Source organism: Roseibium sp. MMSF_3544 (assembly GCF_030732845.1).
In the GTDB taxonomy this organism is placed as follows: Bacteria; Pseudomonadota; Alphaproteobacteria; order Rhizobiales; family Stappiaceae; genus Roseibium.
Genome location: NZ_JASHKA010000006.1, coordinates 16698 through 31746, shown reverse-complemented (window position 1 = coordinate 31746; position 15049 = coordinate 16698). Strand labels below are relative to the sequence as shown.

Annotated in this window: 14 protein-coding genes; 3 read left to right on the top strand and 11 right to left on the bottom strand. The window is 55.2% G+C overall.

Features of this window, described 5'->3' with window-relative positions; translation table 11 throughout:
* Positions 1-83: 83 nt before the first annotated feature.
* Positions 84-968 (bottom strand): DMT family transporter, encoded by an 885-nt coding sequence (locus RBB47_RS10325; RefSeq protein WP_305985708.1) that lies wholly within the window; start codon positions 966-968, stop codon positions 84-86.
* 112 nt (positions 969-1080) lie between these two features.
* Between RBB47_RS10325 and RBB47_RS10320 the strand changes: the two genes are divergently transcribed.
* Positions 1081-1764, top strand: coding sequence for a YafY family protein (locus tag RBB47_RS10320; RefSeq protein ID WP_305985707.1), 684 nt, complete (start codon positions 1081-1083; stop codon positions 1762-1764).
* 213 nt (positions 1765-1977) lie between these two features.
* Here RBB47_RS10320 and RBB47_RS10315 read toward each other — a convergent pair whose 3' ends face one another.
* The 6 genes from RBB47_RS10315 to RBB47_RS10290 form a co-directional block, all read right to left on the bottom strand.
* The gene (locus RBB47_RS10315; protein ID WP_305985706.1) at positions 1978-3237 is read right to left on the bottom strand and encodes an RNA polymerase sigma factor; all 1260 of its coding nucleotides are present in this window, start codon (positions 3235-3237) and stop codon (positions 1978-1980) included.
* A 6-nt stretch (positions 3238-3243) separates the two neighbouring features.
* Complete coding sequence (locus tag RBB47_RS10310) at positions 3244-3759, bottom strand: YciI family protein (RefSeq protein ID WP_371932767.1); 516 nt, start codon at positions 3757-3759, stop codon at positions 3244-3246.
* 102 nt (positions 3760-3861) lie between these two features.
* Positions 3862-4578, bottom strand: coding sequence for a glutathione S-transferase family protein (locus RBB47_RS10305; RefSeq protein WP_305985705.1), 717 nt, complete (start codon positions 4576-4578; stop codon positions 3862-3864).
* A 244-nt stretch (positions 4579-4822) separates the two neighbouring features.
* Positions 4823-5980 carry an MFS transporter gene (locus RBB47_RS10300; protein ID WP_305985704.1) on the bottom strand — a complete coding sequence of 386 codons (1158 nt, stop codon included), beginning with the start codon at positions 5978-5980 and terminating at the stop codon, positions 4823-4825.
* A 185-nt stretch (positions 5981-6165) separates the two neighbouring features.
* Complete coding sequence (gene rrtA, locus RBB47_RS10295) at positions 6166-6768, bottom strand: rhombosortase (protein WP_305985703.1); 603 nt, start codon at positions 6766-6768, stop codon at positions 6166-6168.
* The gene (locus RBB47_RS10290; protein WP_305985702.1) at positions 6765-8900 is read right to left on the bottom strand and encodes a VIT and VWA domain-containing protein; all 2136 of its coding nucleotides are present in this window, start codon (positions 8898-8900) and stop codon (positions 6765-6767) included. Before RBB47_RS10290 ends, rrtA begins: the two co-directional genes overlap by 4 nt.
* A gap of 139 nt (positions 8901-9039) precedes the next feature.
* On the opposite strand from RBB47_RS10290, the gene RBB47_RS10285 reads away from it, so the two are divergent.
* Positions 9040-9636: a TetR/AcrR family transcriptional regulator gene (locus RBB47_RS10285; protein ID WP_305985701.1), complete on the top strand. Its 597-nt coding sequence runs from the start codon at positions 9040-9042 to the stop codon at positions 9634-9636.
* A 180-nt stretch (positions 9637-9816) separates the two neighbouring features.
* Here RBB47_RS10285 and RBB47_RS10280 read toward each other — a convergent pair whose 3' ends face one another.
* From RBB47_RS10280 to RBB47_RS10265, 4 genes are all read right to left on the bottom strand, one after another.
* The gene (locus tag RBB47_RS10280) at positions 9817-10380 is read right to left on the bottom strand and encodes a nuclear transport factor 2 family protein (RefSeq protein WP_305985700.1); all 564 of its coding nucleotides are present in this window, start codon (positions 10378-10380) and stop codon (positions 9817-9819) included.
* A gap of 74 nt (positions 10381-10454) precedes the next feature.
* Positions 10455-11138 (bottom strand): nuclear transport factor 2 family protein, encoded by a 684-nt coding sequence (locus RBB47_RS10275; protein WP_305985699.1) that lies wholly within the window; start codon positions 11136-11138, stop codon positions 10455-10457.
* 82 nt (positions 11139-11220) lie between these two features.
* Complete coding sequence (locus tag RBB47_RS10270) at positions 11221-12441, bottom strand: adenylate/guanylate cyclase domain-containing protein (RefSeq protein WP_305985698.1); 1221 nt, start codon at positions 12439-12441, stop codon at positions 11221-11223.
* Positions 12442-12591: 150 nt separating this feature from the next.
* Positions 12592-13212, bottom strand: a complete 621-nt coding sequence (locus RBB47_RS10265; protein ID WP_305985948.1) for a TetR/AcrR family transcriptional regulator — start codon at positions 13210-13212, stop codon at positions 12592-12594.
* Positions 13213-13418: 206 nt separating this feature from the next.
* Between RBB47_RS10265 and RBB47_RS10260 the strand changes: the two genes are divergently transcribed.
* On the top strand, positions 13419-14489 hold the full coding sequence (locus tag RBB47_RS10260) for an alpha/beta hydrolase (RefSeq protein ID WP_305985697.1): 1071 nt from the start codon (positions 13419-13421) through the stop codon (positions 14487-14489).
* Positions 14490-15049: the final 560 nt, after the last annotated feature.

The window sequence follows — 15049 nt, the reverse complement described above, 5'->3', positions numbered from 1 at the left end:
TCAAGGCCTTGTCTGCCGATGCTGCGCGATGAATAAACAGCCGTTGCTAGAGTAGCCCTGTTCTCGGGGCGACCGCCCGAGGCTCATCCCGCACGAGATTTCTTCGCACCGTTCTCACGCGTTGCGAGATACGCGCCGCCGACCACAAGAGCTGCTCCGACGACCGTGAACCCCAGAATGGGTTCGTCCCACAAGACGAAGCCGATAATCGCGGCGAACACGAGCGACATGTAGATCCACGTGTTCACCTTGTCACCCGGTGCGATTGAAAAGGCCTTTGCGTAGAAGAACTGCCCGACAATGGTGCATAACGCGATGAAGAACACCTGGATCATCTGATCTGTCGTCGGCCACTGCCACACCCAGGGAAGCGACACAGTCGACAGCAAAAGCGCAAAGAAGGCGAAATAGAACATCTGCCTGTCCGGGGGCTCCGTGGTCCCCAGGGACCAGATCACGAGCGCGGCCGCTGCGCCACCCAAAGCGGCGAGCAAGGCAGAAACCTCTCCGACGGAAACGTCCACGCGGTCAGGGCGCACGATCAGCATCACGCCAATGAAGCTGATGAGAACGCCGAGCCAGACATACCGGTCTGACAATCTGCGGAAGATCAGGAGCGCCAAAATCGGTACGAAGAGCGGGCCCATGGATTGCAGGATGACAGCGTTGGCGAAAGGGATGTGCCTCACCGCGTAAAAATAGGTCACGATGGCACCGTAGGTGAAAACGGATCTCAGGAAGTGCTTCCCCAGCTTGCCAGTTTGAAGACCGCCAGCCGGCGGGCGAACCATGACCCACAAGCACATGAGGACGAACATCCAGATGTTGGTCCAGAACACGAGGATAAGGACATTCAGTTCGCTGGACGCGTGTCGCGCGACTGCAGGTGCGAGGGCAAAAAGAAACGCTGCGGCAATAACATAAGCGGCCCCTCGCCAAATCTGGTTTCCTGTCGCAGGCGCCGCCATTCGCCGCTCCCCTTGCCGCATGACGATTAACTGACGCTTTGATAGCAAAACACTACTGCCAACTGTGTGGCAGTAGTGTTTTGCTGTATGCGTGAGATCAGGAGGAAAAACGATGTCCAGATCAGCGCGGCTCTTTGAGGTCATTCAGCTGCTGAGATCGGCAAACAAACCGCTCTTGGCCCGGGACCTTGCCAGCGCGTTGGAGGTGTCGATACGGACGGTTTATCGAGACATCGCCGCGCTTCAAGCGATGCAAACTCCGATCCTGGGGGAACCGGGCGTCGGCTACGTCATGCGAAAGGGCTACGACCTCCCGCCGATCAACTTTGATGTCGAAGAGGCGGAGGCGATTTCGGTCGGCCTCGGCATGATTGCGCGCACGGGTGATGTTGGACTTTGGCGGGCAGCCAAACGGGCCGCGCGAAAGCTGAACGAAACGGCCCCAAGTACACGCCGGCTTGTCACGTCGTCCTGGTCAATGGGGTCCACGCCGAATTTCGAGCTACCGGAGCTCCGCAAGGCAATCCGCACCGAGAAGAAAGTCCGGATCACTTATCGTGATGCCGAAAGCCGCGAGACGCAGCGTGTGATCTGGCCACTTGTTCTGATTTATTATCTGGATGCCGCCATGATTGCGGCGTGGTGCGAGTTGCGATGTGACATTCGGCATTTCAGGCTGGATCGCGTGATCCGTTACAAACTGCTAGCTGACGGTTTCGAAGGTTGTGGCGATGCCTTGATTTCCGAATGGGAGCAGAACCAGAAAGGGAAAACCGTTCCAACGGTTCAATTGTGATGCCAAAAACGGCCGTTCACATCGCTGCAGTGAGCGTCTGTTTCGTCCGCCACACAGGCATTGAGATCGCTTCTGGCGCGCGGCGCGCTATGGGCCCAAAAGCAACCCTTTCTGCAGACAAAATGAACGCTTAGCTTCGATCACAACCGGCAGATCATCAACTCCACCAACTCAAGTGATTCAATGCTCTAGACGGCAGCTCCTCGAAAAGGCTCAGGAACTGGGTTGACCAGAGTTGGCTGCTGCTTCGCGGCGCGCCTGCAGGAAAGCAACTTCTTCAGGCGCTTCGGTCAGGACAATGGCACGGTCATAGGCGACCGTTGCCTCCTTCCATCGGCCCTGTCGTGCCAGAAGGTCCGCCCGGCAGGCATGATAGGGTTGATAGGCCTGCAAGTGCTGACCGGCGCCGGTGGCCTCCAGTTGCTCCAAAGCGGTTGACGGGTCTGTCGCGTAGGACTGGGCGACTGCACAGTTGAGCAGCACCACTGGATTGGGTTGGAGCTTCCACAGCAGGTCGTAGAGCGCGACAATCTGGGTCCAATCAGTCCTGGCAAAGTCGGGTGCCTCGGCGTGCAAAGCGCTGATCGCGGCCTGCAGCGCGTAGGCACCGGGCGGGCCGGCCTTAAGGACCGTCTCCACTAATCGCTTGCCTTCACGGATTTTGCCTCTGTCCCAACGGGAACGCTTTTGCTCCTCAAGCGGTATGAACGCGCCAGACGGCCCCTTGCGCGCCAAGCGACGAGCGTCGGTCAAGAGCATCAAGGCGAGCAAACCCTTGGTTTCCAGATGGTCCGGCAAGCAGGTGGACAGGATGCGCACTAGCCGGATGGCTTCTTCGGCGAGATCGGTACGTGTCAGCTGCTCTGAACTGCCACGATGCCCTTCGTTGAAGATCAGGTAAATCACCTGCAGAACACCGTCGATGCGCCCTGGCAAGTCCTCCGCATCTGGCAGACGGAACCGGATGCCTGCCGAGGCGATTTTTTTCTTGGCGCGGGTCAGCCGGGCGGCCATTGCCTCTTGTTTGTCCAGGAAAGCGGCGGCAATCTCACTTGTGGTCAATCCCCCGACAGCGCGCAAAGTCAGCGCAACGCGGGACTTCTCGTCCAGAGCCGGATGGCAGCAGGTAAAGATAAGCTCCAGCCTTCTGTCGGGTAGGGTCTGAAGTTCTTCTGCTTCTGGCGCGTTTTGCCACTGCCAAAATGCAAGTGCTTCGGCCTTGCTCGCATTGGTTTGGACACGGCGCAGTCGATCTATCGCCTTGCGCCGTGCTGTCGTTATCAACCAGGCGTCTGGCGCACTGGGCAACCCCGTTTCAGGCCAGGTCTGCAGCGCCGCAACGACGGCGTCATGCAAGCAGTCTTCGGCCAGGGACAGGTCTCCGCCGAACCCGGTCAGCACCGCCAACAGCCGGCCCCACTCCTCTCGGATCAGGCGCGTGATCTGGGCATCGACCTGGTTCGGGGACTGCATGGCGGATCAGTCGTAGACCGCGACGGGTCGTACCTCGATCCGACCATAGTTGGCGGTTGGGATCTCGGCGGCGCATTTCAGGGCCTCGTCCAAATCCGCAAGTTCGAGCAGATAGTAGCCGCCCAACTGTTCTTTGGTCTCCGCAAAAGGCCCGTCCATGGTCTGGGTCTTACCGTTGCGGATGGAGAGCGTTGTCGCCGTTGCGACGGGCTGCAGTCCTTCACCCGAGATAAGCTTGCCTTCGTCCTTCATTTTCTGCGTGAAGCCCATGTAGGCCCCGATGAACGGCCCGAACTCATCTGTGCCCGGCTGTGGTCCCGAACCTTCTTGGCTGTAGATCAAAAGCATGAATTGCATAGCGGTCATCCCTTCTTGGTAATCGAAAGCACCTGTTGCCTTCTGGCGACCAGACGCGCGAAACCAGGCGAATTCGACAATCCGAAAATTTTTTTTTGACCGTAAATGATGTCTCTGCGATTTGCAGTTCATAAAGTTCACCACCGCAAACCCAAAATCCGGCATTGCGTTCTTCGAGTAGACAGGCAACTTCGTGCGCAAAACTGTCTTTCTCTCGCGCGGCAGCGAAATCGGACAAACAACCGCTCAAAGTCCGAAAGCCCTGTATCAGCGTTGCCAGTTGGCGAGCACGGATCTGAGTGACTCCTCGATCTGGCCTTCGCACCATAGATTGCCCCAGCGCTGTTTCTGGTCAGCGCGCAACTCGGCGATCGTCGGCAGCGCGCCGATACGCCGGGACAATGCCAACACCTTTGGTGCGTGCTGAGCGATAAGCTCTTCCAGCTCCGGCAAGGTATCGCAGATCGTCACCCAGAGCGCCGCGCAAGCCAGATCCGCAACGCCTGGTTCATCGGTGCCCAGCAGCGTGCCTTGATCGCTTTGCAAGCCGTGGCGCGACCCGAGTGCCTCGAAAATCTCCAGCCAGCGCGGCAGGCGTTCTTCGGCAAATTCGGCCCAGCCCTCGTCTTCCCACATCGCTGCGCCGCAATTGAGCGTGAGCCCGTGCAGCACATCGAGGCAGTCGCCGAGAACCTTGCGGGTCAGCGCGTCCTTTTCAGGGGTTCCCGGCATCAGGCCAAAGCGCTCGCCCAAATAGCTGGTAATCGCCACAGCTTGCGACAGCCACAGATCGGCTTCAGCATCGTGCAATACGGGAGGCGCCATGAAGGGGACCGGCTGCCCTTGAATAGGCGCCTGATATAGCACGAGCAACGCATCCACATCAGGTTCATCCCACGCCTCGCCGGCATGGGCGAGAATGTAGCGCGCGAACTGCGCACGGAAGGGAATTGGCCAGTAGTACAGCGTAAATCGGGCGGGCATGACAGAGCCTTTTCTGGTGAACGCGAGCCTTTCTGCAGGCATATCATCTGGCCGAGGGTCTGGTCAGGTCTGATTTTAAATCTGCTGACATCCGGCCCATTGCTGCCACCGGTCCTGCCGCAACGTGAACGCCACTTTGCGTACAAACACCGGAAACAGATCGGGTGGAGACCGACGTATTTGCCCCAAGCGTTTTCGCAGCGACGCGACGGATCTAAAGGTTCAGAGCCCCGTCACGCCCAATCTATCTCTTGAGCCAGACGACAGCGGCGCCGCACAAACCGATTATCGCCACCGGTATGAATGTTGCGCCCGGAACGACCGATATGAGAGGTCCGGTGACCACTGGTCCGATGACCCCTCCAGTCGCATAAGCAAGGGAAAAGGCAGCCGCTCCTGCGGTCAATCCGCGCCCGCTGTGTTCCTGACCCAGAATTGCAAGCGCAGACGTGTAGATCCCGAGGAAAGCAGCCCCACCCAAAGTGGCGAAGACCCAGATAAGCCATCCAGTGATCGGAACAAACGTCAGCAGGAAAAAGATAAGGCCGGTCGATGCCAGACAGGCGGTCGCCACACGCCAGCGATCCATTCGATCCAGCAACATGCCCAGGAGCGGTTGCGCGACGATCATGCCGATATGCATGACGGCCAGAAACGTCGCCGCCAGAGCCGCACTCGCCCCGGCACCGGTCAGATGGACTGGTGAGAGAGACAGGACCGATGCGTCAATGAATCCGAATGCCACCACGAGAAATACGAGCATTGGCGCCGACCGCGCAAACCGCGGCAGATCGGAAATCGCGGGCTTCTCGGGTTCCACCCTGGCGCGTTTGGACAGCAGCGCCAGGCCAAAGGCAACGAATGAAACCAGGACGGCACAAGCGGCGAAGGCAAGCCCGCTTTCGATCCCGAAGAGTGGGATGGCCAAAGGTCCGATCACAAAGCCTGTCGCCATGCCCGCGCTGTAGACGCCGGAGACGCGGCCACGCACCGCATCGGCTGTTGCAGCGTTCAGCCACGCCTCACCAAAGACATAGATCGCGTTGACGCAGAACCCCAAAGCAAAGCGCAGGAGAAACCAGGCAGCCAGATTGTCCGTGGCCGCAAATCCTCCAAGCGAAATCGCCGCACCCAGCAGGCCGGCAACAATGACCTGGCCCGCCCGAAGATGCCGAGAAAGGCTTGGTACGATCAGAACAGACGTTCCCAGCCCGAGCATGAACGCGGCGGCATTGAAGCCGATCATCGTATCGGAGATTTCACGCGCCGCCAGCAGCAAGGAGATCAGCGGATAGGTCAGACCCTGTGCGATGGCAAACACGGTAATGCCGATGGTCACCGTTCCCACGGACCACCAATCAGTGTCGATAATCGACGTTTTTTCCGGATGTGCAGCGTTCATTTTCGGACAATCTCACGCGGGACAGAAGCGGGCAAGCAAATCTGGACGCTGCCCGTGCTGCAAGGCGCCGCGTCGGGTGTCAAGCACTCAAACCGGCACTGGTAGTGGGGGATCGGCAGGACTGTTTCGTCCTCAGATCGGGCGCTCCGCCGCAAAAAAGCTGCGCTCGCAAAACCGTCTCGGTGTCAGGAACGCCTTCTCAGACAATTCGAAACCGAAAGGAGGACGCCAACGAAGATACCGGTGACATGGGCGCCGATATGAGGCGGCCATTCGAGATTGCTCGAAAAGACTGAGCCAAAGAAGGTTTCATACCCAGTTTTTGCCAACAGGAGAGCGAGGGCAACAAGCCATATTCTGCTACCGGTTTCACGCCACATCACGCTCATTGTGACGACATAAAGCGTGTTCAAGATTGCTGACAGGCCGCAATAGAATTGCGTCGCGGGATCGCCAAAAAACAGGACTGACGAAATCAGAGTGCCGGACAGAACGAAGCATCCGGACAAGAGCCTCAGCGCACCACCGTGCGGGGATGTTTCATAGAGAAACCCAAGCGCGATCAGGGCGCCCACATTCATGAGCAAATGCTGGGCGTCCAGGTGCACGAAGTGGCCCGTCGCCAGACGCCAGACCTCTCCGTTTTCAATCAGCGCCCGGTCATAAAGGAGTGCCTCGGGTTTTCCGCCAAAGACAGCGAAGAGAACCAGGCTCATCGCAGCCAGCGTGACGGAAACCCATGGCAGCTTTACGCCGCCATGGGAAAGAGTGGAAAGAGCTCCAGTCATTGCGCAGTCCGGCGGCGCATCTTGAGGCCGATGGTCAAGGCCGACAAGGCGAGCAGGAGCCCCAGGATGCCCAGCGATCCGGAGCCGCCGCCACCGCCACCCGAATGGCTTGGCTGGTTGCCCTTGAACATCGGCTTTTGCGTGTCGACGCGGGTCGACTGAACCGGCTTTGCCTTCCGTTCCTTTTGGGCAGCCTGTTCGGTGGCAAGACGCTTCTTGTTGGTCTGGTCAATCGCAAGCTCTTCAAACCGCGTTTCCTCAACGATCAACATCGACGTATAGGGTGACAGAATGCCGAATTCCTTCGACGTGTCGACAATGGAGGTCTTGAGGTCCCGGTCCGGGCCGAAAAGACCAATCGTCTGCAGGTCGTGCTCGATCTGCGCATAGCCCCACAAACGTTCGATTTCGGGGTTGCGCTTTGCCGTTTCGGGAAACGTGAAGCTGGTTTCGTAACTGACGGGCGTGCCCGAGATTTCGCCCGTGAGTTTGAGCGATGCTTCGCCCTCTCCCCAATAGTGACCAAAGAGAACCAGTTGCTCACCGCGATAGAGCGACGGATTGTTGCGCCGCCTGATATCGTTGATGCGCACGGACCCGTCCTTCTGTGTCAGATCCAGTTTCAGGCCATGGAGCGCTTCGTGCGTCACCTTTGAAGTTGCCTGCAGGAGCGTACCGACAATGTCGTCGGAGTTTGAAACTCTGACCGCGAAGCCGCCGGACGCATCCGTCATCGGCTCGAGCAGGGGGACATTGGCACTGTTGCCCATAATCGCGGTGAAGAGACGCACATCCTTTTGCTGCGTCAGTTCCAGGAACTTTTTGGTCTCCGTGGTGCCGACATTCGCAACACCATCCGTCACCAGAACGATGGCACCCGTGCGATCGGAATCCAGGGCATTAAGGCCTCGCTTCAGTCCTGCATAAAGATCGGTGCCGCCGCCGGCCTGAACGCCGCGGACACTGTTCAGTGCCTGATTGATCTGATCGGCAGACGCCGGTGTGAAGCCGTTCGTAAGCTCGCTTGTTCCGTCGTTGAAAAAGATGATCCGGAAACGGTCTTCTGGCCGCAGTTTTCCGAGCGCCTTGCCGACACCTTCACTCAACGTTGCGATCTTGCCTCCCATTGATCCGGACCGGTCCAGAACAAAGATCCAGTCACGCCCCTCGGTGATGGGCTTAAGATCCATGCCCGGCGTCAAGGTCAGCATGAACGTCCCGCGACCGGACGGGTCCGCCTTGTAGGGCACCATATCGACGCGTGCCGGCTGATTTTGCGTTTGCCGCCAATAGACGACGATATCCTGATCCAGCGCCACCGGGGTCTGGCCTTGCGTTGCCTGACCCTCGCTGAGCCCGGTCTCATCGATGGTGGGAGCGCTTTGCAAATCCAAAGCCGCATCCTTCTCCAGACCGCTCGCCAAGGCGGCGTTGTTCATATGCACACGCCAACTCCCGTCCTGCTCTTGTGTAATTTGAGCGCCCGGGTGCTTGGGCAAGCGAACGGCATCGACCGGATAATCTGTTCGCAGATGGAGGTCAAAACTGAATGTCCCGGTCACCGTCTGCTTGGCGGTCCAAAAGGCAAGCTTTTCCTCGTCGACACCGCCTTCCTCGAGCGGATAGAGGTACCGCCCGATGCCAGTGTCGAGTTTTGCGGGTTGGATATAGGAGAAGCGAATATCAACATCGTCGTTGCCGCGGACCGGCCAGACGCTGATGTCAAAGGTCTTGTAGTCGTCCTGCTCTGCAAGACCGGTGTTGCGGCCTGCTTGTTTCTCGCTTTCGTAGATCTGACGGGCTTTTTCCTTCTCGACGACCTCGGCTGTTACCGGCTTTCCATCCATCCAGTATGTGAACTCGGACACGGCAGCCTTGTGAGGGACCGGAAACGAATAGGTCGCTTCCATGTCGTTCCCATGTGGATTGCTGAAGGTTTGATTGACCGTGGTGATCACGTAGCCGTCTTCCACGACCACGCTTACCTTGTGATTTAGAAGATCCAACGACTGCGATTGATCTGATGGCGTAAGCAGGCCAACGGCATTGGCGGGTGTTACAGCTGAAACACTCAGGCAGAGCCCTGCAGCAATTGCGGTGGCGGCACACCAGTCTCTAGAAATCCGAACCATTATAAACGCTCCCATTCGTGAGGACTAGAAGTGAAAGACTGATAATTGATCAGTGCTCATTTAAATAAATTGATCAGCGATCAATATCAAGATAAAATATGAACATTGTTCATTTTTTGATGAATCTTTGGAGAAATGAATGGCCCGTCGGTCCGATCACACGCGTGAAGAGCTTTGGTGGCTCGCTATAAATGCATCAAGAAAAGTTGTTGAAAAAGAGGGCCTTAGAGGCATCCGCGCTCGGCAGATTGCACGCGATATTGGGTACACGATCGGGACTTTGTACAATTTGTTCGATGATCTCGACGACCTCATCATGCAAATGAATGGCGAGACCCTGGATCAGCTTATGCAGGAGTGCTCGAAAGTCGAACTCACCCAAAACCCGAACATGGACCTGGAGCGGCTCGTGCATTGCTATCTGAGCTTCACGCATGAAAATCCAAAGCTCTGGAACGCGATTTTCGAGCATAAGTTGCCTGAGGACCGGCCGGTGCCGGAATGGTATTCGGAAAAGGTATCCAGGCTGCTCGCCCTGATCGAGCACGCGCTCGCGCCCATTTTGTCGGGCCGAAGTGATGCCGAAATTCATCAGCACGCACGCATTTTATGGATGAGCCTTTTTGGCATGACAGTGCTGGAAGGCTCCGGACGACTGCAGGAAGGCGAAACGTCGTTGATGCTGGCAAAGACCCTGATCAAGACTTATGTCGACGGTCTGAAAAATGCCCCTTAGATCGAAATGAACAATCATCCGTAGAAATGCGGCAAGGTTCCAGAACGCTGCCTGAGCCTCATCGCATTTGGGCTGCTTTTTCTGTTCGAGGCCGAAAGCATCCAATCTTTTCTGCTAACAAATGGCTGCATTGCGGCTGTTAACCTGACTGTCTCGCTCTGCATCCCTTTCAGGTAGGAACTATTGTGAGGCTGCCAATGAAACGGCTTCATCGACAATATAGTCGACCAGAAGCTTGTTCACCTTCCATCCGTCTTCGGTTCTGGTGAACCCGTACTCGTAGTCAATCCACCTAAATGTCTTCAGTGTTCCGCCGGTCGTAGCTTTGTCCCCACCTGGCGTGGTCAAACCCACAATAACGCCTTTGCTGAACATCGAAGCGTTGTCCTTGTCGTGGAAAAAAACACGTTCGTTGGACGTGAAATGATGGACGATCAATTCATCCACGCTGGAGTACAAGCTCTCCCATCGAGTTACGATTTGTTCTTTGGTTTTGATTTCAGGTACGCCCTTAACAGCGGCGCCACTTGTTGTGCTGACTTCGTCGGCGAAGAACGTGATAATCGCGTCCCAATCTTCCCTGTCGAAGCCATCGCCCAAAACCGAAGCAATGCGTTGCATCTCGAAGACGTCTGCAATGTTTTCTGACGTTATAGGGCTTCCGAGTTTGATTGTTTCATCTGCAAGTGCATGCGCGGATGCAAAGACTAATGCTAGCGCCAAAAAAGCTTGGATGAAGCGCATTGACCTTCTCTCTCATATTTTTGGGTCTCGCCAAAGCTGAGCGGTGACCCGGTTAATGGTCATTGCGTTGCTGGTCATTGTACTTTCGGATCGGAGCGAATGTCGTCCGAGTTGTAAGTGATCAGGATTTTATTGATCTTCCAGCCCTCATCTGTCCGCTCAACGCCATATTCATAGCTGTTCCAGCGTTCCATACGCACGGAGCCGCCATCTGCCGCATGTTCTCCAGCGGGAGTGCGATTAACAATGATGACGCCGCGCGCGAATATTGTTGCGCTATCCTTGTCGTGAAAGAAAACCCGATATCCTGAATTGGTATGATGCGTAAGAAAGTGGTCTACCCCATCGTAATAGTCTGCTGCACCTTCGAGAAAGGCGTCAGAGGACAGCGTGTGAGGGCCATTTTGTGAGCGCATCGTCGTGAAGAATTCTTCGGTCATCAGAGACCGGGCAAGTTCCCAGTCCTGGTTGTCAAACGCATCGACCTGCGCATCAAGAACACGTTGGATATCCAACACATCAACGATATTTTCTGCGGTGATCGGCGTTCCCGCACGCGATAGCTCTTCGGCCTGAGCTTTTGTGCCAAGCATCAGAGCGATAGCGACTGCGCTGGCGGCCAGTGTTGTGATTGCGTTTTTCAATTGACTGCACCCCGTATGAAAAGCGTTGGTGAAAAGTAAAATATGAATTCTACCTAAAAAGTAAAGGATTGATTCTACATTTTTTGAATCACTGGTGCGTGAGACTGCAATCAAGTGCGTTTTCGCGGCGCGTGCAGTGGGAAAACTTTGCGCTTGTTGAATTTGGACCAACGCGTGTTGACGTCTCGAAGTAGCCTTACAGCCCGTATAGCGTTACTGCGTCTGTGAGGCCTCTGATCGTCTGATCATTAAATCGAGTGAAATCGATCAACGGGTCGCCACCTTCACCTGTTTCCTTGCGTATGCGGGCGGCAAAAGCTTCGGTAAGCAGAATGTTGACTCCATGCTCGCGTGTTTTGGCTTCAACGCGACTTGCTATGTTGACCGGATCTCCAATGACCGCAAATTCGAGACGGTTTTCACCGCCAATATCACCCAAAACGCAGGGGCCATAGTGAATGCCTATGCTGATTGAGAGCTCTTGATCACTATCATCGCTGACGCGTTCCAGGTTCCACTTTTCAATGGCATTGATCATGTCTCTCGCACATTTCAGCGCGTTTGATGCATCACATTTTCCTGGTGTTGGCGTGCCAAAGGTGGCCATGACGCCATCTCCAAGAAACTTGTCCAGGGTGCCGTGGTTGTCGAAAACTGCATGTTCCATTCGGGCATGGAAATCCCTAAGGGTTTGAATTACTTCCTCGGGAGATCGGCTGTTGGCGTAGGTCGTAAAACCAACGATATCGACAAACAGAACCGCAATCTCCTGAACTCGAATTTCCTCCAGCGGATTGTCATTTGCGGAGAGCTCTTCGATCATGTTGGGAGAAAAGTATCGAGAGAGGTTTGTTCGCTGTCGATCCACAGCCACATGCTCCAGCAAAAGGTCGCCAAACCGTTTCACGGTTACTGAGAGTGTGAATGCGACCAAAGCAAACAGCACCACTTCTTGAATCCGGGCGGCGATTTGAGGACTTTCCGGATCGATTAGTGATCGGAGAAAAGGATGGGCCGCTAGAGCTTCGCGCACGGCCGCTCCCGACGGATGTGTATCCGGTGTCAGCACCACGACAACAACACCGACAGTCCAGAAGAGCGCTCCAAGAACCGCAACGATGCGAATGGCCTGCCAAGAGTACGCGATTGTCCCAAGCGCGAGATATACAAAGAAGTAACTGAACTCCACGTACCGGAAAATGGCGACGTCCGGCATGTCATATGCGCCATACGGGCGCGGTGCCAACAGAACGACCGTAAGAAGCGCAAAGTCTGCACTGAAGACCGCAACTTCCGCCCAGACACTTTTGGTGTTCACGAGACGAAGCTGCACGAACCCGATAGCTGCGAACAACAGTGCAATGGCTTCAAAATAAAGTACTGTCCAACTTGGATTAAGGATCGGCATGAGGACCATGATGGTCCCAAGCACCCAAAGCCTTGCCTTCACCGCAAGGCGGGTCCCTTCCTGTCTGTGGCGACGCAGGGCGTCACGCGCAAAAATCGATTGTTCTGATGTTGCCACTTCAGCCAAGGCCTGGCCCTCCGCCGCGCTTTTTCAGCAGGATCAAACGGTTCGCTTCCCTAATGTCTTTGCGTTTGAGCGGTTGTCATACCGCGCCAAAAACATCTCGACACAGTTGTTGGCTATGTCATTTCGGTCAGGCTGCTCGCCTGTAAGAACCAATGGCCAAAAAAAGTAGTTTCGAGCAAGGCCGAGCAAATTTTCGGTCGCCAAGACGGGATCAGCTTCCTTCAACAGCCCGGCTTTCATGGCTTCCGCAACGAAATGCGTCATCGCATAATCATTGTCACCGAGTTCCCGGTAATAGTCGCGCGACTTCTCAAGATCCCGCATGTACTCAGGGATCATGATGCGGTTCAGGGTGATGATCAGTGGGTCTGAGAGTGCACTCATGTACTCGTGTAGGCCAGAGTTCAGCTGTTCCTCTAGGCTCTTGTTCGGATCAAACGGGAACGGCTCGAGAGCTTCTTTCGCTTCAATCAGCATCGCCGTAATTGCATCAAACAACACATCTTTGCTTTCGAAGTGATTGTAGAGCGTACGGATCGACACTTTTGCCATCTTTGCGATACGCGTCATGTTCGCGCCAGCGAATCCATGATCCCGGAAATCGGCAATAGCCGCTTCGATTATGCTTTGGCGCTTTTTCTCAGTGAGCTTCATCAAGACTAAAGATTCCACAAAAAGTAGAATCAACCCTTTACATTTTTGTTCGCGTACATAAATGTAAAATATAAATTCTACTTTAGGAAGCGCGAAACGAGACAAACCACGGACCTAATTGGAAAAATCGTCGTGCCATCGTTTCCGCAACGCTCAGAGTGAATCAGGAACACAATCCACATCCGAAGATCAGGAGGCTCGATCCCATGACTACACATATTACTCGGCGCAACGCTCTCTCCCTGACAGCCGCAGCCGCCATCGTCCCCGTCACGGGCCTCTCTGCACACGCTTCAGCCGCGATCGAAATTACGAACAATGGACAAAAGAAAATGCTTGAACTCACTTCTGGTCGAAATGACGTAACCTTCAGATCACAAGGGGTTAATCTCGTCGGCCACCTCTATTTGCCGGAGGATTTTGACAACACGAAAAAGTACCCGACCGTGGTGTTTTCAGGGCCTTTGGGTCAGGTGAAAGAACAGATGGCTGCGAACTACGGCGATGCCATGGTTGCGCGTGGTTATGTCTACTTGGCATTTGATCACATCGGCTTTGGCGATAGCGAAGGTGATCTGCGTCAGGACGAAAACCCGTTCAAGAAGATGGAAGGCATCCGGGATGCCGTCAGCTATCTCGGCACACTTCCGTTTGTAGATCGGGACCGACTGTTTGGGATCGCTGGGTGCGCCAGCGCGAGTTACATGCCCGTCGTGGCCGTGACCGACAAACGGATAAAGGCACTGGCCACAGTCAGCGGGCTTCTGGATGGTCACTCTCGGTTTTTCGGTGGAGGAATGCCTAAAGAGGTGTTGCTGACGCTGATCAAAGCATCCAACGCAGCGCGTCAGAGCCTATATGAACAAGGTACGCTCGATCCTGTTGATCTGATAGGCTTCGAGAAGAATGATCCGGCGACGCTCGATCCGAATTCAATCAATGGCCAGGGTTACGACTATTACCAGACCGCGCGGGCGGGTTCGCAAACCTTCCCCAACTATGACTACCGTGTTCAAGCGACCATGTTCGAAACACAGCCTCTTGTCAGTGCGCGGCAGTGGGCTCCGTATCTCAACACACCATTCCTTGGCATCTATGGATCAGCGGCCATGGACAACACGGCTCAGGCGACACTCGATTTCTTCGCCGAGGCGACCGAACCTAAGGAGCTTTACGAGGTCAAAGACGCACGTCATGTCGATCTTTATGACTACCCGCACTTTGTCGCTGAGGTTGCCGACAAGATTGACAGTTTCTTCCAGAAGCATTCCGGCTAGTTTGGCGGTCGTTCCAGACGAAAGTGAATGAATCTAATCAAAATGACCGCGAGTTTTCTTAAGGTCATTTTGATTCAGCAAAGCTAAAGATCGAATTAGGTTCGAACTGGTCTATGCCGAAATCAACTAAGTTTTGGTCGAACATCAAATTCTGATTTCCCGCTAGCTGGCACTAAACCTTCCATTCTTCTTAATACCGAAACCGCCTTCGTCCTGGCAGCTGCGCGCATTGCCGCGCAGGACGAAACTCGATCCTAACCGAAACCTAACGCAGCCCAAACCGCCCCAAAACACTGCACCGTTATACCCGACGTCCTGGGAAGAGTTCACCTTAGGGTACGGACTCCTAAATGAAGCAGATTTGGTTTGGATCGTCTTGACCATATGAAAGGAGCGAAGGCGCAGGAAATGTGGTTCATTTTCAAGCCTTTCGCGACGCAGCAGATGGTCAAGACGGCCAAATCCGAAGGACGGTAAAATGGCATTACCTCGCAGCGTCACCGAGCTTGACCGGGCACACAGCCCGCTCTTCACCCGCTTCCTTGCGAGATTTCGCCATT